The following is a 25122-nucleotide window of genomic DNA, read 5'->3' as shown; positions in this document are numbered from 1 at the left end:
TTCTTCCCCTTCGTTATTCGGAGACCGTTTGGTACAACGCACCTGCAGTAACTATCTGCACACCCGCGAGTTGGCGCAACTGGCAGTTTTATCAGGTTGCGAAACACCACGGGCGTGCTACGGGGTTTCGACTGAACATCAAGAAGACTGGCTGACCAACCTGTCCAGCGGATCGTAGCCATACGCCGCTTCAACGCCGGCTGAGGGCATCACCACGCTTACCAGACGCCCCAATGGGTCGTAGGTCAGGTTGCGCCCCTCCTCGTCGCGCGTCATGTTGCCGTCGGCGTCGTACAGCAGTTCCACTTCTTCGGGATAATCGCCATGGTTATTACGCACCCAGTGCAATTGCACCGGATCAGGCAGGTCGAATACATAAGTTGCCATATTCTGGCCTTCGGGGAATATTGTGCGTACGCGGGTGATATTGTCCAAGTTGTCAAAGCCGAATACCTGCTCCCGTATGACTTTGCCGTAGGGGTCTACCGGGGCATAGCCGTCCTCTGCCGTGCACGTGTACTTGGTCAACCGGCCACGGGCATCGTATTCGTAATGTTCATGGCGCAGTTCAGTCTCCCCCGCCAGCAGGTATTTGTCGCGCAACTGGTCAGTGGGGTAGTACTCCTGGCTCAGCGTCTGCTCGTGCTCGCCCATGTCGAACGTGCGGTGTATTTCACGGCCGAACTCATCGTATTCGAGGGTCGTCTTCAAATACTGTTCGCCGTCACGGGTTTCATACACTTCAAGGCGCCCCAATGGGTCATATTCGAACGTTGAACTGAGTGTTCCCAAGGTGGTGGAAGCAAGGCGGCCGTGCTGATCGTACTGGTACGTCTGCACCTGCCCAAGCACATCCGTGTACTCAAGTTCCCGCCCCTGCAGGCTGGCGCGATAGTGCATCTCGAAGGGCGGCTGGTCGCCAACCTGGCGTTTTTCGTACTTCAACTGGCCGGTACTGAAATAATCGCGCTCGAGCCCCTCGCCCTGTTCGTTGCACTTGGTCAGCCTGGCATTTTGTCCATCGTAGTCATACTGGGCCCGCACTTCAGTGGTTTCCACATACCGCTCCAACGGCTCCTCGCCCAATTGCGGCGCATAGCGGTACTTGATCTGGGCGCCCGCTGCGGTCACTACCGCTTCGGGCTGGCGCTGGCCTGGGGCAAAGTGCTGAACACGGCGGCGTCCGCCGGTGGTGGACTCGATCATGCGGTCCAACCCGTCGAAACGTTGCGTCCCCAACACCACCCCATCGACGTCGATCGCTACCGGCAGGTCCTCGCCGCTGTGTGGCGCATAGTCGCGGCGTACCACGGCACCATTGGCGAGGGTTTCGTCGCGCAGGCGGTCGAACTCGTCGTAGGTGAAGCGTTTGCTGGCCTGCGCGGCATCGATCTCGCGGCACTTGCGCCTCAGGCCGTCGTAGAAGTGCTGTTCGACACTGTATGAATTGCCGCCGGCATCGAAGCGCTCGATCCGGGTCGGCTGCTGCGCCAGGTCGAGCCAGGTACGCGTCACGCCAGTCTTGAGCGTGCCATCGGCCGACTCGCTCCAGGCATCGCGCAGGGGGCCGTCGGCGCTAGCATCACCGATCGGGTCGAGTTGATCATAGTGTTTCGCGCCATCGGCGCCTATTTCGCAATACCGCTCACCCCATGCGTCATACAGGTAGTGCGAGGGTAACGGCAGTTCGGTTTTGCGGTCGCTGTAGTCCAGCCAGTCGTATTCGACTTCCTCTACCAGGTCGCCCAGGGCGTCGTACCTGGCCTGGTACTTGATGCGGTAGTCTTGAGCCTTCGCCGGGGTATCGGCATCGGCATCCTGGCGTTCTTCTTCGACCACACGGTTCAGGCCGTCCACCCAGCTGCGGGTGATAACGTGCTTCACATCGGCCATGGTCTGGCTGGCACGCCCACCCGTGGCGCCCACCAGGGTGTAGGTATAGGTGCGTGAAGCCGTGTACTGGGGGTCATTGGGCGACACGGTTTCCTGGATCACCCTCCTCAACGGGTCGTATTGGTAGGCAATCTCGACCTGGTTGTCGTCGAGGTTGAGCAGCGGCTCGTTGATCAGCACACAGTGCTGCAGGGTGACAGTCTTGCGGGCGTCGCGCCGGCTACCATCCTCCAACTCCTCATCATGATCGAACCCGGTATGGGTCTGCACAGTCTGCAACACGTTGCCAGCGTCCCCTGTGAGCTTTTCATAGGTGTAGGCAACCTGGGTGATGTAGCTGACCTCGCTAGGCAAGCCACTCTCGGCCCGGGTAGTCGTCTCGCACTCGAGACGGCCATGACGCAGGGCATCTGCGGCGTCATCGAAATACAGGCTCTCCTTGGCCTGAATCGTCAGCGTGGCGTTGCCTTCATGCACTTGCAATTGCGCCTGGCGCTCCAGCAGGTAGTGGTCGGCGCCCTGGCTGCCGCCAAGGGTGTCGAACGTCCTGTAGTAGTAGCGGTTAGACAAGGTTTGCGCCTGGCCCTCGGCGTCGGTGGCCGGGTACCGGGTCTCTTCCTTGGTCGTGCGCACGAAACCGTACGGGTCGGGCGGGCAATCGTCGCCTTCACCCAGGGCCGGGTAGTAACTGTGGCGGATGTATATCGTTCCGGCCAGGGTTGGCGCTTCCAGCAATTTGCCCTGGGCATCGTAACGGGGCACGGCCACCTCGGACTTGAGGGTCAGGTTGCCATGCTCGTCGTAGCGGGTGATCAGCACTTCTTCGCGAAGCTGGTTGCCGCGTTTCCAGCGCTGGGTCGTGCTGTAAGGGAGCTGGAAGTTGTTCGGTTGCCGGGCGAAGGTCAGCCCGGGAAGCTCATGGTAGGCGGTCTCGGCTTCCTGGATGTGTTCATCCTGGTTGGTGACCTGCTTGCTCAGCAGATGGAAGCGGTTGAATGTACGGGTGATGGTGCGCAGCGGCTGCTCCACGCCCTCAGCGTCGAGCACCCACTGTGTGGCGGTGGAGCCGTAGGTGAAATACTGGTCGGTGGAGTCGTAGAGATGATCCTCGCCATCGTCCTTCCACTGGATCCCGCTGCCATAGCCCAGGAAGTTGTTGCTGGTGTAGTCGTAGGTGGTGATCATCGGCGGCTGGTCGGCCCCGGGGTCGATCTGGTGGCGGGTCACCCGAGGCAGAGGGTCGGGCAGCTGGCCACCGCCGGGGAAGGTATGGCCGTCGTCATCGTAGGCGATGGTCTCCACGGCGCCGCTGGGGGTGGCTACCTCGCTCAGGAGGAACAGGCCACGCTGTTCACGGTAGTCGAAGCGCCAGCTGGCCTTGTCGTCGGTGGGCAGCACCACGGCGTCGATGCAGCGCCTGGCCGGCGAGCCCTGACTGCTGAGCTTGAGTTCGTAGCGCGCCAGGGGCGCTCCCCCCGGGCCGGCCCCCGGATGCAGATCGATCAGTACCCTGGCGCTCTCGTAGGTCAGCGTGAGCAGAGGCGGCCCGGCCTGCGTGATTTGGTTGAGGCAGGGGGCATTTTCGGCGTAGGGGTTTTGCGTGTGCTCAAGGGTGATGGCATGGCCGGAGGCGGCTTCGACCCGCACCGGCAGGGCCACGCGGTTGCTTTGCGGGCCGTGGAGCTCGAGGAATTCGACCAGGCCGGTCTTGTGCACCACGCGAAAGTGCTCGGCATCATCGACATGGAAATGGAAGCTTTCCAGCTTGCGCTCGGGAATGGCGTAGTCGTTGCTATCGCCGACAACCTTGTAGCGCTCGCCGGTGTGCAAGGTGAGCATGTTGCTCGCCGGCACGTATTCGGTAAGGTTCAACGTCCAGCCGACGCCGAAGCCCGAATCCTGGTTGTTGAGTGGGTTGTAGGCCAGGCGCAGCGGCAATGACGGGCCGCTGAGGTCGTTACCGACCAGTTCGGGCAGTTCGATGGCCAGGGTGTACTGGCCGGTGCGCGGGTCCACGCTGTTTTGCACGAAGCTCAAGAAATTGAAGGCGTTGGAATGCACCAGAGTCTTGGTAGTCATGACCTGTTCCTAAATAGCGGTTGGTTTTTTCGCAAGCGCCCTGCGCAGCCGCAGGGCGCTTGCCGGTTCACCAGAGGCGCAACTCAACGGTGTTACGGTGGCCCGTCACCGTCGGGCCAGGGTAATCGATCACGACCGGATGCAGGTTGCCGTACAGGTCCCGAAGCCTGAACTTCAAGCCCCCCTCCAGGTGCTCGCGGTAATTGCGGTATGCCTCGCCGTTACCCATCTTGTCATGCCAATAGACGAGGTCATCCATGCGGTGGAGGCTGACCATCAAGTCACCCGGCGCAGGCCCCTTGCCTGGCACCAAATCTTCCTCCAGGTCCTCGAAGCCGATTTTTTCTTCGGCAAACAAGGCGCGCAGCCAGGGGTCGATAATGAGCCCCGGAGGCGAGGATGGGTCTTCGCCCTCATAGGGGTTGAAGGCGTAGGCCAGGTAGCTGGCAAAGCTTTCATCCAACTGCTCGCTTTCCCAGCGCACTGCCGAAAGCGCAGCAACAGGCTCACAGAGCAGGAACTTTACGTTAGGCCCAGAGCCATGAAGCCTGTACGAGAGCGTCCAGTAGTCGAGCGATGCCGTCCAATAGCTGAACGGGTCGTCCAGTCCCCCTGCATTACTGCCACGGATCTCCTTGATCCGATCGCGTTGCAGGTTGTAATGGCTGGCGTCGAGCGTTGGCGGGGCTACGCTCTGAATGTCGGTCTTGCCGTTCTTATCACGAGAGTCATATTCGCCACCCCCATCTTTGGTGAACTTGGCATAGATCGTCCGGGTGTTGGTCGCCTGGCCACTCTGCAGATACAGATACCGTCGGCGGGTCGCCTCAGGGTCGCCAGTAATCGCCGGTGACGTAGTGGCGGTTTGAGGGTGGAAGCGGTTCGGCAGCACAGCCACTGCCCAGTCGATACCGCTGCCAGGTGGCAAACCTTCCTGCTCCGGCGCCAGGAACTCCAGTTGGGTACTGCCAGCGTCATAATACAGTTTGAGCGTGGAGAGCTCAGTGGGTGACAGCGGTTGCTTCGGTTGCCCGCTAGGCGTCGAGGTTTCGATCGTCACCAGGATTTCGACCTGTTGCATGCCGTTGGCGTAGCACGTGTTCGAACCCGTGATCGCCAGGCTGAACTCGGTGAGGGCGGTCCAGGTAGGCGGTTCCACCGCTTCGGCGGCCAGTTCGACGACCGCATAGCCGCTTTGGCGTGGCGGGAAATTCGCCATCACCACCGTGACCTTGCTGTCTGGCTTCGGTGGGGGGGTGAACTCCCCCGTCTCACTATCAATAAAGCCCTCTCCGAAAAGCGACCACTCAATGCCTTCGTTCCCTCCTTCCACCTGGAATGTGATCGGCTGCGTGGCATCCACTGCCGGCACATGCGCCGGAGTGACGGTCAATGTGGCGCTAAAGGCAATGATGACCACAGTGGCCTCAGCGAAATGGCCACTACTGGTATCGGTTGCGCGAATGCGCTGCAGCAGAATCTGCGGCACGTTCTGTTCCGGCGTATCGGGTAGGAATGTAGCGATATTCCCGCTTGGACTCAGCTCGCCATAGATCTCCCCCTCCAGGCTCCAGGACCAGGATGCGGCCCCCCCCGTCGTACTGGCTATCAAGCTGATAGGACCTTCCCCCCTGCGCCAGGTGACTGCGCTGGGTGAGATGGACACTCGCTCGGCGTGCTCGACGGCGATCGAGGTGCGCACCTGGTTCTGTCCGCCGTCTTGGAAGGCGTTGGACACCACGACCACTTGCTGATTCTGCCTGAAGGCAGGGCGCGCTGAGGCCTCGTAGGTGCCGTCTGGCCGCATCGTCCCCGTGCTTTGGCGTTGGAGGTTGGCGGCGGTCCACTGGGACGCCGTTGCGTTGGCCTGGGTGCCGCGGCCATTGACCAGTTTGAACGCCCTGACGCCGCCGGCCTCGATCTGCGCCTGCAAGGGCTCGACGAACCACGAGCGCTCTGTGGCGCTTACCCGCGTGAAAGTGACGCGGTCCAGCGGATCATGTGTCTCACCCTCGCCCAGCACATGCGCGTTAGGTAGCGCCAGGTGCCCTGCAACACCCGGGACCTGGAGCGGGAAGAACTTGTGTAACCGCTGATGCATCAACACCGTGGCATTGAATGCTGCACCACCTTGGATATCGACATCGTCGGGGATCAGATAGGGGAAACGCCCATCATTGGTCGGTAACCCGCCAGGCTCGTCATCCGCACGCAACTGGCAGAACAGCACAACGGCCCCTGCTCCTTCTTGCGCGGCCTTGGCAGCATCAGGATGCGGCTGGGTCAACACCTCGAAGCGCTGCACGCTCAACGGCCCTTTGTTCTGGAAGTCGAGCGTGGCCACCGTGAACATCTGCCGATAGGCGGGCAACGACTGGATGCGCGCACCCATGGCCTGGGCGATCTCCAGTTCCACCTCCCTGGCCAGGCCCAACTGGCAGTCGAAACCCTGTGCCTTGGTCATGTCGATCGCCAGCTTGCCGCTGCCATCGATAAGCCCCGTGACAACGGTCAGGCTCACTGTCATCTGCACGCGATGCCCCGACCCCGCGCCGAGGTTGGTGCTCTGCAGCATGACTGGCGGCTGCGCGGGGGTGTCGAACATCTGCGTCATGGTGCCCGCGAGAATATCCAAGGTAAGCGTGGCCTTGTTGTCGGCCAGTTGGGCTGCTTCGAACGACAGCCGCGGCACGCCGAACACCAGGTTGTTCAACACGATTTGTTCATCCGGCCTTTCGCCCGGTGACAGCTCCAGGGTGAATGGCAGCAGAAAGCTCAGGTCTCTGAAGGCCTCGAGATAGCGCTGTTCGAGCATCTTGTTGAGTTGCTCCCCCTCGAGCGCGATGATCGCGCCCCAGCCGTTCATGACTTGGCCTTGTTCCAGGCGTTGGAGAATCTGACCTTTGCTGTTTGAGATCATGAGCGTGCTCCGTTTTCAATAATGGGCGCCACGTCCAGATAGGGCATGGGCAGGATGGCGTAGGTCCACCAATAGCCACGAGGATTGCCAGGCTCGAAGGCCACCACTACGGCATAGCTGTCGCTACCATCGGCAGCGGGCGTGTACAGGCCCAGGTCTAACGTTCCGTTGCCCTTCGCCAGAAACCAATCGGCACATTCGGGTTCTATCCGCAGAGCGCCATCCATGCCATCGGTCCAGAGCTCCAGCTGCACGCTGCCGTCAGCCATTGGCTGGTACTGGAACCAGTGCGTTTCGGTCTGTAGCGGCAACAGCACGTCGATGGTTTGGCTGTCGTTTCCCCCTTCGACGATGATCTGCTCGACGGCCATGAGATCGGAAAGGTCTGAAAAGGGCAGGTAAAAGTCCCAAGTCGGATTGCTCAAGTCGATGACGACTTTCGCCTCCCCTTTGTATACCGGTTCTATATGGCCCGGCGTTTTCCCCAAGCGCAGACGCACATGCAGTACAGGCCCATTCAGGGCATCGGCCAGTTTAATGGAGTTGAACCGATAGCCACCGTTCAGGTCGAGACCCACGTGAAACTGGCCGCCGCCCACGATGCGCATCGACAAATCTGCTGTGCTGTCACCCAGATCGGCAGCCTCGAACTTCAGACGGGGCTTGTCCAGACGTTGCCCTTCGGAAATTTGCCAACCCTGGGTGATGGGTACCGCAAAGGTCAGCGTTTCAAAGTACGCATCACTTTTGAAACGCTCTATATATTCCTGCATCAGCAAGTCATTAGTCGTATTACGGTCATAAGCGACAATTGCGTCCCAGTCCCAAGTGCGGGGCTTTTCGCTCATGAAGCTCAGAAAATCCTCAAGCGATTCTCTAGCCATTTTTCTGTCCTCGATTGAATGATCAATCGTTATTGAGCCATTGTTAAATAAAGTGTGGAGAACGTCGTAGTCACATCCTCTTTATCGACGTTTTCGAAGTTCACCGTTACGTGGATTTCAAACACTTCACCGAGCGTCTGCGCCCTCACTACGTCTTCCGGGATTGGGAGCTCGATCACGCCTGCCGCCACTTCGTCTGGCGTGGTCGGCTCATTACGTAGAACTCTTGCGAACGGACCCGAGTTCCCCGTACCGAAAAACGCGATGTTCACATGCTGCTCCGCAGCCATGAACACCCACTGCGTGAGAGCAAGGTGTGCCCCCTCCGCCAAGGCTTTTTCACGCGACAACAACTGGCCTCGAGCCTGGGCACAGGTGATTTGTGGATAACGGCTGGTGACCAACGGCAATATCCGTAAATGGACCGGCGGCGAGACCTGGAGCGTTTTCCCGTCCTTGACAATGTGCCAGAGCACCTCGAAGCGCTTATTGGCGGATTGGGCATTGGCCTCCATGTTGGCCGCCACGGCGCTGGCAGGCACCCTGAAGCGCCAGGGCCAAGCGGGGCTTACCGGCTCGGTGGCGACATGGGTACCGGCGTCGGGGCGCCCAAGCCAATGCACCTGCACCGTTTCGCCCACGCGCAGGTCGACGGGCGGCACATTGATATAGGCCCCGCCTATAGCGCTATTGGCATCGAGCCACAAATGGCTGGGGTTTTCGCCACCTTCCCCCTGGGCTTGCTCGACCTCGACGACTGCCAAGTCTCGTGTGTCGACCAGCTCCACATCCAGGGTTTCCGAAGCCAGGCCCAGGCCCTCGCGAGCGCTTTGGTACGAGAGTTTCAGACGCTCACTGGTTTTGAGCACCTGCGCGCCTAGCTGGAAGGTAATCTCCCCACCATGCAGGGTACTCAGGTCTGCCCGTTCGAAGCCGACGGGCTGCCCGTTGACCTGCAACAAGATCCAGTCCGAAACATTGAGCTGAGGGTAGGCGTTGACCCGCAGCGTCAGCCCCTCGGGAAATTCGATGGGGTCCAGTTCGCCGCCCTCGTAGTCGTCGATGGTCAGCTGCGGCAGGCGGTCCTCGGGAAGCGGGCCAATGTTCAGCCTCTGCACCGGCCCCACCAGGGCCTCGCCGCCAGAAGCAAGCTTGACCTGATAGCAGACATCCGCGTAATCGCCGTGTTGTAGGAAATTGAACTGGTCCCTGGGAACTTGCCTAATCACCGGCAGGCCGACATCGGCCTCGGTCAGCACTGGCTCAAGGTCGGTCCAGGGGACCTCAGGGAAATCGTAGCTGTACCCCTGGAAGGTCAACTTGACGTCGTCGCCTTTTTGCATGGCTTGGTAGGGAGGGATGATGAACGTCGCCCCGGCGCTGCCAAGGTCATCGGGGTCGATGTACAACCCATGGGACTCCAAAGCCTGCGCGACCGGCAGATGTTCCATGCGATGTGCACGGACCCCCACAAAAGCGAAGCGACGCAGCGAATGCCCCAGTGCTGGGTTGGTTACTTCGCAGGAGACGAATGCGTAGCCTTGGTCTGCGGCAACGATGAATCCATTTAGGATGTTGATCGTGACGCGGTTTGTCTGGGAGTTGAAATTGCTCTCATCGACCTCATGATCGCTGTAGATATCAAAACCTTGGCCTGCGGCATCCGCCCCTCGCCAGTGAACGTGAAATGTATCGCCCAGTGCGATGCCTGGCCATTCCATCGAAACAGCCAGATCATCCTCGCCCAAGATTTCAAAATCGATTTCATCGTAGGTATTGAGTATTTCGATGATCGGGGCGGGTGGCGGCGTTAGCGGCTCGACCGCCTGTTCAAGTCGGCGTGACATTGGCATATTCCTCATGGGCTCAGAGCTCCTTTATAAGTGCGCTTGAGCCACCCGCCTACTAGCAAAATTAACAGGTCAACCGGATTAAGTGGCGCAACAAACATCGGCCTTCAACCGATCTCAGGCACGGTAGGCACCCCGCCTGGACAGCCCCTAGCGTGCTGATTATTGACGTTGCTGCACTTATTTTTAATTAAGCTGCGAGCGCAAAAAACATGCAGCACCCAACGGCCGGCACATAACCTGGCTCAACAAGTAATGTGCCGACATAGTTGATGAAGATCACAGTAAACTTCAGCGTGCTGGCCAGTTAGGCCAAGCGTGAAGCGTTTGGCTGTAGCGACTGGAGATCATGAGCTTTCTCCGTTTTCAATAATGCGCGCCACGTCCAGATAGGGCATAGGCAGGATGGCGTAGGTCCACCAATAGCCACGAGCGCCCTGCTCGTAGGCCGCCACTACGGCATAGCTGTCGCTACCATCGGCAGCAGGCGTGTACAGGCCCAGTTCTAACGTTCCGTTGCCAATGACCAGAAACCAATCGGCATCTTCGGGGGGGACCTGGTAATGGCCCTCTTGGGTATCGGTCCAGAACTCCAGCTGCACGGCGCCGTCAGCCATCGGCTGGTACGTGAACCAGTGCGTTTCGTTGCGCAGCGGCAACAGCACGTCGATGGTTTGGCTGTCGTTTCCCCCTTCGACGATGATCTGCTCGAAGGCCATGAGATCGGAAAGGTCGACTGCGGAAAATTTGCAGCCTGCCGCCCGCCTGGCCTGCCACTGCTCGGAGGGCACCGGCATGAGTTTGCCGTAACGCTCGTCGAACGCCATGGTCGCGGCGCTGCTTTTCTTGGGCACGACATACAGGCGACCATCCTGCACGTCCGGAAGAGGGTTCGGGTCGGTCTGGATCGACCCGATCGCACCCTCCGACATACGCCATTGGAGGTTACTGCCTTGTAGCGAAGCGCCCGAAACCTTGTAGACGTTCTCCTTGGTGGCGAGTTGCTCGGCGGTCATGATGACCGGGTCCAGGGCAATACTGCGCTTGATGACGGTGACCAGGGCCCGGCTGATATTCTCGCCGCTGGTGGCCGTGACGATGACCACCTTCTGCGCATGGGGGATTGTCGAGGCGGCCATGGGCGTGTACTTGCCGTTGGCATCGATGCTGCCGCAATCACCCTCTTCATCCGGCAAGTTGCTCACGGCCCAAGTGACCCCGCTGGATGGCTCGGCGGTGAATTGATAGAACGAGCCGGCGCCAATGGTCACTTCAGTGGCATTGAGTTTCAGGGCTGTTCTGGAGGGGGCCAGATACCCAGGAAGTACGACATCACCGGGGAGGTGGGCTTTATCAGGCTGTATGACCTCCGCTCCGCCCCTGAACAACAACCCATGAATCAGAAACAGATTGAGATCGTTAGTAGCACCATCGAAGCTGTGGATGGCCTCAGTGAGTGCTTCTTTGACCTTTTCGCCTCCTACTCTGTTCGTTTCGTCTATGACCTCATACATGGCTGGATAATCCTTGGCATGGTCATACCAGTCCGACCTAACTTCCAGCTCACCCACGGCTGTGAAGATTAAGAGCTGCATTCGACACTGATTTTGATAATCCAGTACCAACTTAAAAGTAGCAGTCCCGCCCCAAGTGAAATCAGACTCACCGGCATACCACCCCTGCCCTGTATTCGTGCTGGCCTCCACAAAAGTGTTACTAGACCCGGACCAATCGAGTTCTAGATCTTCTGAAAGCTGGTAATGCCGCGCAATGAAACTACCCGTCCCAAAAACCGGATCAGGTCCAAATGCAAGATTGAATCCATTTTGATAGTCCAGAAAAGGCCTGGCACTCCGATCGGTCGTATAGCGCGGTGCTTGAAAAACGCCTCGCGTAGCTTCAATCCCCTGAATGAACGTCTCTCTCCCGTCACCGTCGCCCGATATTTTGAACTCGAAAGGGCTATCAGCGTTGGCACTATTGAGTCCGGCAAACCATTTTGCCACCAACCGTGTCACGAAATATTTTTGAGAAAAAATCACATTGGTACTATAGGGCGTTTCACCATCGGGTAACAGGTAATGAAAATCTTCATCAGTCGCCGGCAAGCTGCCGTTTTCACCTCCCTGCATTGTCACGAACAACAGCACAGCACCTTCGCCACCCGTCGCATTGGGCTCGGCATGGGTCCTGATCAAAAAGCTGGCTGGCTGCACGAACTCGTCCGGGGCAACCTTGAGCGTATTCAGGGTTAACTTTTTCTTTTCGGCAGGCCAATTGGAAAAGATCTCTTTGTAGCGCGCACCGCCCAAATGGTTCTCTTCCGGGTAGTCTGAGAAGGTCAGGTAAAACTCCCAAGTCGGGTTGCTCAAGTCGATGACGACCTTTGCCTCCCCATTCTGTACTGGCTCGATAACACCCGGCGTATTGCCCAAGCGCACACGCACATGCAGTACAGGCCCATTCAGTGCATCGGCCAGTTTAATGGTGTTGAACCGATAACCACCGTTCAGGTCGAGACCCACGTGAAACTGGCGACCGCCCACGATGCGCATGGACAAATCTGCTGTGCTGTTACCCAGCTCGGCATCCTCGAACGTCAGGCGGGGCTTGTCTAGACGCTGCCCTTCAGAGACTTGCCAACCGCGGGTGAGGGGTACAGCAAAGGTCAGAGTTTCAAAGTATGCCGTACTTTCGAACCGATCTATGTATTCCTGTACCAGCAAATCATTGGCCTTGTTACGGTCATACGCGACAATCGCATCCCAGCCCAAAGTGCGAGGTTTTTCGCGCATGAAACTCAGGAAATTTTCAAGCGATTCTCTAGCCATTTTTCTGTCCTCAATTGATGCGTTGCGGGAGCCGAACTTCTTTATAACTGAGCCCCCGCCATCCGCCTACTAGCAAAATTATCAGGTCCTCGGTATTCACCTGGGCTACCTAGCCTGAAACGCTGCCAGATAATCTGGACCCCTCTATGCGCCCCGCCGGACCTGGCAGTTTTGCCAGGTGCCTCACCGCCCCCATTGGGTTAGCTTCTTTAACAGTAAAGAAAGCCGGGGCCTGTTAAGCACCGCTACAACCATCGGCCTATCAATCGATCTGACGCGAGGCAGCCACCATGGCTAAATATAAGCTACTGTGCAGTTTATTGACTCTACTGCTTCTTTCAGTGAACCACGCCGCAGTTGCGCAAGGCGGCGGTACTATCACACTGCTGGATCCGGATAACGAAAAATGCATTTTTGATATTCCCGGCCCCGGCACAGGCGTGACCCAGCAATTCAACCTGACCGCCTATGGCTCGTCCTTGCAATGCAAGGACTGGAAGGTCAGAAGCCTCGTGTTGACGGATCTTCCCGCGGCCGCGACTATCTACATGACTGATGACCCTTGGTGTACCCGCGATAAGGGCAAACACCAAATCACATTACGCATCTCAGAGGCCTCAACTTCTACAGACCCGCGGACCCCCTGGGAAATCGCCAACCTCTATACGTTTCTGCCTGGACAGATTATTACCCGCGGCGTACAGCTGATGGAGGTGACGCAGAAACCTGGGGCTGACCCACGGGATTCGGTCGAGTGCGTTGAAGTTAGAACCTCCGCAGATATCGATACACCGAAGCTGAAACCCACGAGCGTTTACGATTTTGAAGAATTGTCAAAAGGCGAACGTAATTCTGTGTTCGATTGCCCGCCAAACATGGTGATTACTGGTAGAGAACACGACCACGACGAGAACGGCCTTACCACTTATACGTGCGCACGCCTAAAGCAAGGCGACAGCCATGTCGTATTAAGTGAGCAAAGCCAATCCCGTCGCTTCAATGAGGACGGCGCGCATTACTTTACTTGCCCACCTAATCAGGTCATGACCGGCCGAGATCACTACAGCGACGAAAATGGCGACACAGTCTATCGGTGCAAGGCACCCAAGACAGAAAGCGGCCATAGACTTACCGTTACGCCTGGGCCATGGAGCAAAGAGCAAAGCGAGGATGGGAGTAACTTCCAATGCGAGCCTGGCGAGGTCATGATTGGTCGCTGGCATGATGACGACGAAAATGGCGATACCCGTGTGCGCTGCGCACTCGTGCAATGATTTTTATCCATTCGCGCTATAGGTCTCCCCGTCATGAGCAATTTATCCATTGTCAGCGCCGAAGCTTTCAATTTCCGCAGGCACACTCGCCAACTAGCGAGATTAACGGTATCCCATAGTCATCTTGGCAATAACTACATTTTATTAGCACTGCCAGTTAATCCTGGACCAGCCTGTGCGCCCTTGAAGGACCTATCATTTTTGCCAGGTGCCTCCCCGCCCCGATTGGATTAGTTTCTTTAAGAGTAATGACGGCTGGAGCACGTCAAGCACGGCTACAGACACCGGCCTATTAATCGACCCGACGCGAGGTAGCCACCATGGCTAAACATACCCTATTGTGCAGTTTACTAGCCTTACTGCTCATCTCATTCAATCACGCGGCAAATGCACAGGCCGGCGGTACTATTACGCTGCTGAACAAAGAAGGAGACAAATGTGCTCTCAGTGTGCCAGGCCCCGGTACAGGGGTCACTCAGCAATTCAACCTGACCGCCCATGGTTCAGCCACGAAATGCAAGGACTGGAAAGTCAGAAGCATCGTACTGACCGATCTCCCCTCAGCCGCGAGGATTTACATGACCGATGACCCTTGGTGCACCCCCGGTAAGGGCGAACACGCAATCACAGTACGCACTGCAATAAATCCAACAACTTCTACAGACCCGTCAACACCCTGGGAAATTATTGACCTTTACACGGTTGCGCCGGGACAAATGATTACGCCCGGCTTACAACTGCTCAACAAACGAATGGAACAAGGCGCCAACCCAAGAGACTCGGTCAAATGCATTGAAGTTACCACATCAGGAAAGATCGATACACCGGAGCTAACGCCCACAACACATGGCAGCATTAGCCAATATGAAGTAGCCACCGAATACGACTCGACGTTCAGTTGCCAGAAAGACGAAGTAATTATTGTAAGGATACGCAATGAACAGGATTACGGCCGTAAGACTTTTTATTGGTGCGCCCCTCTTATACAGGATGGCAATGCGGTCACGTTAAGCGACGAAATTGAATCGGCCTCACTCAGCGAATCGGGCGGGCACTACTTTTCTTGCCCACCTAATACGGTCATGACCGGTCGCGATCATGATGGCCGCGAAAGTGGCAACACACGCTATCGCTGTGCGACACCCAAGGTTAATGGCCATGCACTTACCGTAACGCCTTTGCCGTGGAGCGCCACACAACCAGAGAACCAAAGCGCGTTTACTTGCCAGCTTGCCGGTAGGGTCATGGTCGGTCGTTGGCACGAGGGCGGCACGACTGGCCCCTCTCGTGTGCGCTGCGCCATCGTGCAGTGATTTCTACCCATTCTCACTACAGGTTTTCCGTCATGAGCAACTCATCCATCGCCAGCTCCAACGCCTTCAATTTCATGAGCTTCGTGCAAAACAGCGTGGACCCGCGCACCGGCCAGTACACCCTGGCCATCGAACTGCCCGAACTGGTCGGTAACGACCTCAGCGGCCCGTCATTGCCGCTGCGCCTGGCCTACAACCCACTCAACAACCAGGATTCGGGCTTCGGCGTCGGCTGGACGTTGAACCTTACCGAATACGTGCCGGCGAGCAACATGCTCACCTTGCACACCGGCGAGCGCTACAAGGTCGTCGGCGACAGCGACGACTACGCCATTCCCGAGCGCAAGCTGGAAAGCTTCCACTTCCATGTCGATGATGCCGAGCACTTTCGCGTGGTGCACAAGACCGGCCTGGTCGAATTCCTCGAGCTCCACGGCCCGCAAAGCAACCGCGTGGCCCTGCCGGTGCGGGTCGAAGCCGCCTCCGGCCATGCCATCACCCTTGAGCACATGCAAAACCCCTATGCCGAAAATGCCCCCTGCCTCAACCAAATCACGCAGGCCGGGCCGCCTCTGCTCAAGCTGACCTACGAGAGCGCCAGGGTACTGATCGACCTGCATCCGGGGGCCGGCCCGGGGGGCGCGCCCCTGGCGCGCTACGAACTCAAGCTCAGCAGCCAAGGCTCGCCGGCCAGGCGCCGTATCGACGCCGTGGTGCTGCCCACCGACGACAAGGCCAGCTGGCGCTTCGACTACCGTGATCAGCGTGGCCTGTTCCTCCTGAGCGAGGTAACCACCCCCAGCGGCGCCGTCGAGACCATTGCCTACGATGACGACGGCCATACCTTCCCAGGCGCCGGCCAACTGCCCGCCCCCCTGCCTCGGGTGACCCGCCACCAGATCGACCCCGGGGCCGACCAGCCACCGATGATCACCACCTACGACTACACCAGCAACAACTTCCTGGGCTATGGCAGCGGGATCCAGTGGAAGGACGATGGCGAGGATCATCTCTACGACTCCACTGACCAGTATTTCACCTACGGCTCCACCGCCACACAGTGGGTGCTCGACGCTGAGGGCGTGGAGCAGCCCCTGCGCACCATCACCCGTACATTCAACCGCTTCCACCTGCTGAGCAAGCAGGTCACCAACCAGGATGAACACATTCAGGAAATCGAGACCGCCTACCATGAGCTCCCGGGGCTGACCTTCGCTCAGCAACCGAACAACTTCCAGCTCCCTTACAGCACGACCCGTCGCTGGAAACGCGGCAACCAGCTGCGCGAAGAAGTGCTGATCACCCGCTACGACGAGCATGGCAACCTGACCCTCAAGTCCGAGGTGGCCGTGCCCCGTTACGATGCCCAGGGCAAATTGCTGGAAGCGCCAACCCTGGCCGGAACGATATACACCCGCCACAGTTACTACCCGGCCCTGGGTGAAGGCGACGATTGCCCGCCCGACCCGTACGGTTTCGTGCGCACAACCAAGGAAGAGACCCGGTACCCGGCCACCGACGCCGAGGGCCAGGCGCAAACCTTGTCTAACCGCTACTACTACAGGAAGTTCGACACCCTTGGCGGCAGCCAGTCGGCCGGGTATTGGCTGCTGTCCAACCGCGAAGAACGCGTGCAACAGGGGGATGAGCCAATACGCCTGCAGCACAGCGAGCGTAAATACCTTCACCACCCCGACAACCCCTTGCTTCACGGGCGCCTCGACTACCAGGAGGACACACTCTACTGCGGCGAAACGCAAAAAACCTCGACCACCCGCTATTTCCATAGCCTGGTCAACGATGACCAAGGCGCCGCAAACCTGCTGCGCACCAAACGCACCTTCCAGGGGCATGACCGCCTCGAGCAAGTGACCGAAGTGGATGTATCCCGCCATACCGGCTCGGTCATGCGCCAGAAAAACCAACACAAGGTAGAAGTCCTTTTCCGCTACGATGCACTCGACCGTTTACTGAGCGAGACCCTCCCGGCCGATGGGACCACGCGCCAGTACAGCTATACCTCGCCGGGCGTCGCCGGGCAGGCCTGTAAATCTGTCACCGATGCACAGGGGGTGGTCACGCGAACCTGGTTCGATGGTGCTAACCGCACCTTGTGGGAAGAACTGGAAGTCGAGCATCCAACCCGTAACACCCGTGCCTGGCACAAGGTGTACGCATGCGACTATGACGGCGTAGGCAATCTACAGAAGGAAAGCCGCTTCGACCTGCTCGAAGACGACGAGCTTGGTGAGTTGCCACTCGCGCTGACCACGCATTTCGAGTATGACGCCTGGAATGACCGCAGCAAGACCATAGGCCCGGACGGTGTTGCATTTTGCCAGGAGCGCTCGCCGTTCGGCGCCACGGGTGACATCATCACCACCTGGCAAGAGCGCCAGAGCGCCCCGGGCGAGCGCCGTGGGGTGCAAGTCAGCGAGCTGAACGTGCACGGCAAGCCGATCAGCGACAGCCGCCTGGACAAGGACGGCAAAACGGTGGGCAAACAGACCTACCTGTATGACGGCCTGGCGCGAAGCGTGGAGCAGACCCAGACCCTGCGCGACCCCCTGGACGATGATAAGCAGCTTGCGCTTACCCAGCGTTATGAATACGACGCGTGGGATCGCATTTTCGCGACCGAGCGGCCCAACCGCTCGGTGCTGACGCGCACCTTCGCCAGCCACAGCCAGGCAGAGCTGACCGAAGCGTTGCATCTGCTGGAAAGACGCGACGCGCCGCCGCAGGCAATCTGCAAGCGTGTTTTCGATGGGCTGGAGCGCATGACGCAGTTCACCGTGGGCACCCGTGTCGAGAAATACCACTATCGCCCCGACCAAGTGCTGGTGCACAAGCACGAGCGCGCCAGCGGCAAGACCGCCACCTTCGCCTATCGCCCGGAGCTGACGCTTCAACCTACCGGCATCAGCGCCGGTGAGGAGGCCCAGCCGTCCTACAATTTCGCCTACGATCGCAAGGACGCCGCCATTACCAAGGCCAACGCACCTACCGGCGAACGGGCATACAGCTACACCGACCAGGGTTTTTTGCTCAAGGAGAGCTGGGCCGGGCAGAACGAGGGCGAAAACTACGCGCTCGAGTACACCACTTCGTTGCAAGGCCTGCCGCTGCTGCGCAGTGGCGGCGGCGAGTTGCCGACCCGCAGCCGCTACGATGACAAAGGCCGGCTGAGGGAAACCCATCAAGGCCAGCTCAAGGCCACGTTCGGCTACGATGAAGACGGCCGCCTGCAAAAGACCGTCACCATCCATGAAGGCAACCAGCGTAGCGTCACCTGCGACGTGCTCTACGACGAGCATGGCCGGGAAAAGACGCGCACACTGACACTGGACGACGGCACGGTCGATACCCTCGAGTTGGTGTGGCGCGACGACGACAGTTTGCACCAGCGCATCCGCAAGCGTGGCGATGCCCTGCTGCTGCAAGAGACATTCAGCTACGACGCGCTCAGCCGGTTGACCATGGTCGAATATGCCGGCAGCGATTTGCCTGCCAATAGCGCACGTCGGCGGATCAAGAAACAGGTGTTTCGTTTTGACCAGCTGGACAACCTCACCCGTTGCCAGACTACTTTCGCTGACAATAAAACCGACAATGCCACGTTCACCCTCGATGAGCTCAACCCCTTCCAGCTGAAGTCAGTGAATCACACGCTGCAACCTGACTATCCGCAAACCCAGGCATTCAGCTATGACGCCGACGGCAACCTGAACAACGACGAATGGGGCAACCTGCTCAGTTACGATGACCGCAGCCGCTTGTGCGAAGTGCGCAGCGCCGACGGTAAGCAGTCGCTTGCCAGCTACCGTTACGACGGCCACGACCACTTGGTGGGGGTACGCCATGGCAGCGCCAGCGAAGTGATACGGCGCTTCCAAGGCTACCGGCTCAGCGGCACCGTACAGGACGACGTGCTGGTGCAGTACCTGTGCAACGGCGAAACCTCACTGGGCTTGCAACACGTGCAAAGCGGCTCGGGACGCCTCTTGCTGAGCGACAACAGCGGCAGCGTGCTGGGCGAATACGCCGACGGCCAACTGCACGCTGCAAATCAAAGCGTCTACGGTGAGCGCGCCGAAGACGAGGAATTGCAAAGCCTACTGGCGTTCAACGGCGAAGTGCGTGAGCCAGGCTTTGGCTGGTACCTGCTCGGGCGGGGCTACCGTGCCTACAACCCAGGGCTGATGCGCTTCCATAGCCCGGACGCTCTGGCACCGGAGGAAGCGGGCATCAACCCTTACCTGTACGCGTTGGGCAACCCCATATCCTGGCGCGACCCCACCGGCCATCGCGGCCAATCCGCGCTCGGGCGTGGCCCCATGCCAGGTTACGAGGACCCTTACGAAGCACCGGAGCAACCGGGGTCAGGCGCGATGGGGTGGATCTTTTTCGGCATCGCGGCGCTGGCATTGGTGGCATCGGTAGTGGTCCCCGTTGCCGGAGCGCTGGCTGCCGGCACGGCGATTGCTGCCGCCTTTTCGGCCACCGCCATTGTCGGCATCGCCGTGCAGACGGCCGGGGTGATAATGATGGGGGTGTCACTGCTAGCGGATGTCGAAGACGGCGTAAGAGAGGGGTTGATGTGGGGCGGTTCTGCCGTCGCGGGCATTGGGTCGATGATGTCGATGTCGGCGTTGATGGGCGGCATTCAACAGATCGCCGAGAAGGTGTCATCGAGCCTGGCCGGATTATGGGGAAATATCAAAGGGTTTTTCGGTGCCTCGGCGCGCGCGGTACAGACCGTGGCTCCATTGACGACGGCAGATGGTGTCCCGCTGCGACCTACAGAACGCTATCAAATCCCTAGGGCAGGCCTCGACCGCCCTGATACGAGTGGTGTACGTACAACAACTTTGGCATCTCCATCAGCGGGCAATAACTTGGAACAACCGACGCCCGCGCGCCAACTACCTTCAGGAGAGCTGCCAGGTAACGGATCGTTGGCGCCCCCCGCCCCGCCTGTGCAACCTGTTTCGAGTACTTCTGCGAGGGGCGGTGCACCATGGATGAACATGAACGGCCTTGTTGGGGGCTACGCCGGAGATAACGCGCCTATATCTTAGACTACGCACAACCGCTACCCGAGAGCCGATGGGTAGCCTGACTAATCTAATTGGGTCCCGCCGCAATGCGGGACCCGTTTCGTCCAGATATCAACATTTCCTTGCAGAATCCCCTTACATCCCCCGTCGACCCCGCCTCATAACCTGTTGCGTCATATATCGGCTTGCTTGGCTTTCTGCCTGGTCGCAAGTCGGATACGACCACGCCGGGCACTTCCATGCTTCAGGGAAGCCTGGCCTCGCACCAGGACCACCCAATGCTCCTCTCGATATTTTATCGGCGGCGAACAGCTACGCCTTCAGCTAGCCGGTTACTTGCCATTACCTGTGGCACCCTGTTGCTTCCCACAGCGCGGGTGGCATGGTCAACCGCTGAGCCGCTGGGCTTCGACCCCGCCTTCATTCACCAAACCGACGGCCAGCTCGCCGGCACGGCTGCCCTGCACGGCCTGGCCAGCCAGACCCGCCTCGCCCCGGGGCGCTACCGCATCGACGTCAGCGTCAACTTCGACTACCTCGGCCCACGCGACCTGGAACTGCGCAATAGCGAAGACGGCAAGGGCCTGCAAGCCTGCATGACCGCCGCCCTGCTGCGCGAAGCAGGTTTGCGTGAAGAGGCACTGCCCACGCCGCTCCCCGAAGCCGAGCCTTGCCTGAACCTGGCGCACTGGGTGCCCGATGCCTCGGCCCAGCTCGACACGGCCAGCTTGAGCCTGGCCCTGACATTGCCGCAGTTGCTACTGCGCCGCGAGGTCACGGGGGCGATTGCCAGCGACCTCTGGGACGCCGGGATCCCGGCCGCATTCGCCAACTATCAGGTGGCCACCCAGGTGCGCAACCTGCGCAACGGGCGCAACGAAACCAACCACGACCTGCTGGTGCACAGCGGGCTCAACGTTGCCGGATGGCGCCTGCGCAGCAGCCAGTCGATGCGCGACGATGCACACGGCAGCCGGCAGTGGTCACACACCAACACCTATGCCCAGCACGACTTGCCAGATAGCCATGGCACCTTCACCCTGGGCCAGACCTTCAGCAACGGTGACATTTTCCGCGGCCTGCCGTTCAAGGGCATGCAGGTAGCATCAGACCCGGGCATGCTGCCGGATATCATGCAGCAGTATGCACCGGTCATCAGCGGCGTGGCGCAAACCCGCGCCAGGCTCGAAGTGCTGCAAAACGGTTACCCGATCTACACCACCTACGTTGCCCCTGGGCCTTACCTTATCGACGACCTGGGGGTGGGTGCCAGCAGTGGCGAGCTGGAGGTGGTCCTCACCGAAGCCGACGGCAGCGTACGGCGCTCCAGCGTGCCCTACTCCACCCTGAACAACCTGCTGCGCCAAGGGGTGTGGCGTTACAGCGCCACCCTTGGCCGGTATGCCGGCGCCGAGAAACTCGATAACCCGTTGCTCTGGCAAGCCACCCTGGCCAGGGGGGCCGCCTGGGGCACTACCGTTTACGGTGGCGTACAAGGTGGCGACTACTACCGCGCAGGCACCCTGGGCGTCGCACGGGACTGGGGGCAGTTCGGTGCAACGGCATTCGATGTCACCCAGGCGAACAGCGACCTGGGGAGCACCCTCGGCCAGGTCCAGGGCCACAGCTACGCCGCCCGGTATGGCAAGGCGTTCTCCAGCGGCACAAACCTGCGTTTTGCCGGCTACCGTTATTCCACCGAAGGCTATCGCGATTACGACGAAGCCGTGCGCGAACGCAACGCCTATTCCGCCTGGCTCGGCAACCGCCGCAGCCGCCTCGAAGCCTCCGCTTACCAGCGCCTGGGGCAGAGCAGCTCGCTGAACCTGTTGTTGACCCAGGATGATTACTGGAATACCGGCTTGCGGCGGCGCCAGTACGAAATCCAGTTCAATACCCTGCATCGCGGCATCAGCTACAACCTGTTCGTCTCGCAGGCCTTGAATGAACGAAGCCGCAACACGCGGCTATTCGGCTTGACCCTCTCCATGCCGCTGGACTTCATGGGCCGCTCCAGCGCCAGTTTCGATGTGCAAACGAGCGATGGCCGACATAGCCAGCGCGCGAGCTTCTCCGGGAGCGCACTCGACAACCGCGTCAACTATACGGTCTCAGGCAGCCGTGACGAACAGAGCAGGCATTCGGCAGCCCTGTCAGGCAATTATCAGGGCAACGTCGCCAGTTACGGTGCGGGCATCACCCAAAGCAGCGGCTATCAATCGCTGTCGCTCAATGCCACAGGCAGCATGCTGCTGCATCAAGACGGGCTGACGTTCGGCCCCTATCTTGGCGACACCAATGCGTTGGTACGGGTTGCGCAAACCCCAGGGGTTGGCGTGCGCAATGCCCCCAGAGCGAACACCGATTCCAATGGCTTTGCCTTGGTGCCAAACCTGCGGCCTTATCGGCGCAACCAGGTGATTCTCGAAACAGACATGCTGGGGCCCGAAACCGTCATCGACAACGGCAGCCTGCAGGTGGTGCCCAGGCGTGGCGCCATCGTCAGGGCCGACTTCGCCGCACGCAAGGTTGCTCGCCTGGTGCTCACGCTGCTCCAAGCCGAAGGCCAGCCGCTGCCCTTCGGTGCACAGGTCAGCACCCAGGATGGCCAACAGGTTGCGGTAGTAGGCCAGGCCGGCCAGGCCTTGGTCGCGGTCGATGCCAGCCCGCAAACCTTGCACGTGCATTGGGGTGAGCAGCCACAACGGCGTTGCGAGCTGCAGATAGACCCTGCACAGATGCCAGCCGAACAGGGATACCGAATAAAGACCCTGCACTGCCCTGACGTTAATTCTTGATGATACTTGGGAAAACTTGCATGAAATACGGGCTCATTTCTGGAGTCGGCACACTCTTGCTAGCGCTCTGCTACAGCAGCAGCGCCCATGCCGAGTGCTTCTTCAGAAGCGGTGGTACCGGCGTGTTGGAGTACTCGCTGGATGTAGGCACGTTGTGGATCCCCCGGGATGCCCCGATAGGCACGCCCATTGGCGCGGTTGATCGAAACGTCCAACTGCATAACGCAGCAAGGTTGGAGTTGGCTTGCTACAGCGACGGAACATCAACCTTGGAAGTATCATTGAGACCGAGCGTACCGATATTCCCAGGGGCGCTGCCACCGGTGAACGGCGAAGACCTCACGGGGCGTGTACTGCAAATCGGTGTGCCCGGCGTAGGTATTCACGTACGGCTGGACCGCCCCTACGCCAATTCCACTGCGCCGAATTTTTGGCGGCCCAGGACCTGGACATCAGTACCCTACGAGGGGTACTCCGACGGACACACCGGGGGGGCGGGCATCATCATGAATATGATGCGCACCCACACCACCCTGGTTAAAACAGGAACGATCCCGTCCACACCCACCCCGTTCAACGTACAGTTGTTCACCGGGCATTACAGCGATGTGGGCATGGCATTGCGCTTCAGCCTCAGCGGCACGGTGAGGCAGGAACAATGCACCCTCCTGCCCGACCCATTCATAGCCGACCCGGTTCAACTGGGCGAATATCCCGTGCAGGACTTCACCGGCGTAGGCTACACCACGCCTGCAAAGCCGTTCCAGATTACCCTGAGCGACTGCGAAATTGACCCTGCCGCAAGCACGGCCCAAGCCTACCTGCGGTTCGAGGGCGTACGCGGCTCGCTGCCGATCGATGCAGACCAGGGCTTGTTCAGCCTGACGACGGACTCAACCGCGAGCGGCCTCGGCATACAGTTGCTGCATGATGACGGGCGCCCAGTCGAGCTCAATGTGGATGTGCCAGTCAAACCCCTGCAGGTCGGCGTGACCCAGCTCGACTTCCGTGCACGCTACCTGCAAACCGATGCCGATGTGTCGCCTGGCCGAGCGGATGGCGCACTGAAGTTCACCGTCAGCTACCGGTAGCGGGCAGGCGCAAGGTTGAAACGAGTGGAAGGGTGGCCCTGTAGCCGCCTTTCCGGGCCCAGGGCGATGGGGAAACTGGAAGGCTGGTCAACTGTGCCATGGCCGAATCGCCGAGTTGCGCGGGACTGAGCCGGGGCCACAGCGCCTGAGTGCCCCATTGATAAACGTCGCGCCCCGGCGGCCAATGGCCCTGGTGGGCCCAAGGCCCAGCGCAGCCATCAATCCGCTACGCCAACTACCCGGAGTCGCTGTACTTAAAAATGTACTTAAATTTCGTGGCTGCTGGTGGATTCAGGGAAACTGCGCTGAAACGAAAAAAGACGCCGAAGCGTCTATTTTCAAGGACTTACAGATTTCAATGGAACTCTGTAAACCAATATTTGGAGCGGGAAACGAGACTCGAACTCGCGACCCCGACCTTGGCAAGGTCGTGCTCTACCAACTGAGCTATTCCCGCATTTTGAAGCTGTTACCGCTATCGGCGTGAAGCGCCACTAAGACCTTCACCACCACTGCACCGCATAGACGCCACAGTATTTAAACTGGAGCGGGAAACGAGACTCGAACTCGCGACCCCGACCTTGGCAAGGTCGTGCTCTACCAACTGAGCTATTCCCGCAAATGGCGTCCCCTAGGGGACTCGAACCCCTGTTACCGCCGTGAAAGGGCGGTGTCCTAGGCCACTAGACGAAGGGGACACACAACACTTTTCAGTGCACCAGGTTTGAACCTCACGATTCAGCCTGGGTTTTCTTTTCCTGCCCCGCCGTTAAGCAGTGCCGGAGAAACTGGAGCGGGAAACGAGACTCGAACTCGCGACCCCGACCTTGGCAAGGTCGTGCTCTACCAACTGAGCTATTCCCGCATTGGCGTCCCCTAGGGGACTCGAACCCCTGTTACCGCCGTGAAAGGGCGGTGTCCTAGGCCACTAGACGAAGGGGACACGCTACAAGCATTGCCGCTTGCTTTCACTCCCTGCCGCGTTTCGCTGTGAGCTTTACGCTGCAAGTGGCGCGCATTCTATGGATGCCTTGAAAGGTCGTCAACCCCTTTCTATAAATTTATTTAAATCAATGACTTCGCTCTCTATATAGGCTGCTTGTGCAGGGTGCCCGAGGATTGGCGTTGA

11 protein-coding genes and 5 tRNA genes are annotated in these 25122 nt (G+C 59.4%); 5 read left to right on the top strand and 11 right to left on the bottom strand.

What is annotated here, in order from left to right; genetic code table 11:
• Window positions 1–138: 138 nt before the first annotated feature.
• The 5 genes from ABRP30_RS07490 to ABRP30_RS07470 all read right to left on the bottom strand — a co-directional run bounded on the left by ABRP30_RS07490 (window position 139) and on the right by ABRP30_RS07470 (window position 12457).
• On the bottom strand, window positions 139–3972 hold the full coding sequence (locus tag ABRP30_RS07490; protein WP_349976521.1) for a sugar-binding protein: 3834 nt from the start codon (window positions 3970–3972) through the stop codon (window positions 139–141).
• A 67-nt stretch (window positions 3973–4039) separates the two neighbouring features.
• Window positions 4040–6892: a hypothetical protein gene (locus ABRP30_RS07485; RefSeq protein WP_349976520.1), complete on the bottom strand. Its 2853-nt coding sequence runs from the start codon at window positions 6890–6892 to the stop codon at window positions 4040–4042.
• Window positions 6889–7776 carry a hypothetical protein gene (locus ABRP30_RS07480; RefSeq protein WP_349976519.1) on the bottom strand — a complete coding sequence of 296 codons (888 nt, stop codon included), beginning with the start codon at window positions 7774–7776 and terminating at the stop codon, window positions 6889–6891. Before ABRP30_RS07480 ends, ABRP30_RS07485 begins: the two co-directional genes overlap by 4 nt.
• A gap of 29 nt (window positions 7777–7805) precedes the next feature.
• Window positions 7806–9623 carry a hypothetical protein gene (locus tag ABRP30_RS07475; protein WP_349976518.1) on the bottom strand — a complete coding sequence of 606 codons (1818 nt, stop codon included), beginning with the start codon at window positions 9621–9623 and terminating at the stop codon, window positions 7806–7808.
• Between the two features lie 350 nt (window positions 9624–9973).
• On the bottom strand, window positions 9974–12457 hold the full coding sequence (locus ABRP30_RS07470; protein WP_349976517.1) for a hypothetical protein: 2484 nt from the start codon (window positions 12455–12457) through the stop codon (window positions 9974–9976).
• A 290-nt stretch (window positions 12458–12747) separates the two neighbouring features.
• Here ABRP30_RS07470 and ABRP30_RS07465 point away from each other — a divergent pair, with 290 nt between their 5' ends.
• From ABRP30_RS07465 to ABRP30_RS07450, 4 genes are all read left to right on the top strand, one after another.
• Window positions 12748–13731, top strand: a complete 984-nt coding sequence (locus ABRP30_RS07465) for a hypothetical protein (RefSeq protein WP_349976516.1) — start codon at window positions 12748–12750, stop codon at window positions 13729–13731.
• 320 nt (window positions 13732–14051) lie between these two features.
• Window positions 14052–15044: a hypothetical protein gene (locus ABRP30_RS07460; protein ID WP_349976515.1), complete on the top strand. Its 993-nt coding sequence runs from the start codon at window positions 14052–14054 to the stop codon at window positions 15042–15044.
• 32 nt (window positions 15045–15076) lie between these two features.
• On the top strand, window positions 15077–20125 hold the full coding sequence (locus tag ABRP30_RS07455) for an RHS repeat-associated core domain-containing protein (RefSeq protein ID WP_349976514.1): 5049 nt from the start codon (window positions 15077–15079) through the stop codon (window positions 20123–20125).
• A gap of 356 nt (window positions 20126–20481) precedes the next feature.
• Window positions 20482–22902: a fimbria/pilus outer membrane usher protein gene (locus tag ABRP30_RS07450; RefSeq protein WP_349976513.1), complete on the top strand. Its 2421-nt coding sequence runs from the start codon at window positions 20482–20484 to the stop codon at window positions 22900–22902.
• Window positions 22903–22961: 59 nt separating this feature from the next.
• Here the strand turns inward: ABRP30_RS07450 and ABRP30_RS07445 are convergent, their stop codons facing one another.
• Window positions 22962–23123: a hypothetical protein gene (locus ABRP30_RS07445; protein WP_349976512.1), complete on the bottom strand. Its 162-nt coding sequence runs from the start codon at window positions 23121–23123 to the stop codon at window positions 22962–22964.
• Between the two features lie 285 nt (window positions 23124–23408).
• Between ABRP30_RS07445 and ABRP30_RS07440 the strand changes: the two genes are divergently transcribed.
• On the top strand, window positions 23409–23993 hold the full coding sequence (locus tag ABRP30_RS07440) for a fimbrial protein (RefSeq protein WP_267822007.1): 585 nt from the start codon (window positions 23409–23411) through the stop codon (window positions 23991–23993).
• A 381-nt stretch (window positions 23994–24374) separates the two neighbouring features.
• Here ABRP30_RS07440 and ABRP30_RS07435 read toward each other — a convergent pair.
• From ABRP30_RS07435 to ABRP30_RS07415, 5 genes are all read right to left on the bottom strand, one after another.
• Window positions 24375–24450 (bottom strand) — tRNA-Gly (locus ABRP30_RS07435).
• A gap of 86 nt (window positions 24451–24536) precedes the next feature.
• Window positions 24537–24612 (bottom strand) — tRNA-Gly (locus ABRP30_RS07430).
• A 3-nt stretch (window positions 24613–24615) separates the two neighbouring features.
• A tRNA-Glu gene (locus ABRP30_RS07425) sits at window positions 24616–24691 on the bottom strand.
• Window positions 24692–24782: 91 nt separating this feature from the next.
• Window positions 24783–24858 (bottom strand) — tRNA-Gly (locus ABRP30_RS07420).
• A gap of 2 nt (window positions 24859–24860) precedes the next feature.
• Window positions 24861–24936 (bottom strand) — tRNA-Glu (locus ABRP30_RS07415).
• Window positions 24937–25122 lie beyond the last annotated feature (186 nt).

It is taken from the genome of Pseudomonas sp. WHRI 8519 (assembly GCF_040224055.2).
Classification (GTDB): domain Bacteria; phylum Pseudomonadota; class Gammaproteobacteria; order Pseudomonadales; family Pseudomonadaceae; genus Aquipseudomonas; species Aquipseudomonas putida_X.
The sequence above is the reverse complement of the archived record's forward strand: the minus strand, read 5'-3'. Positions and strand labels throughout refer to the sequence as shown.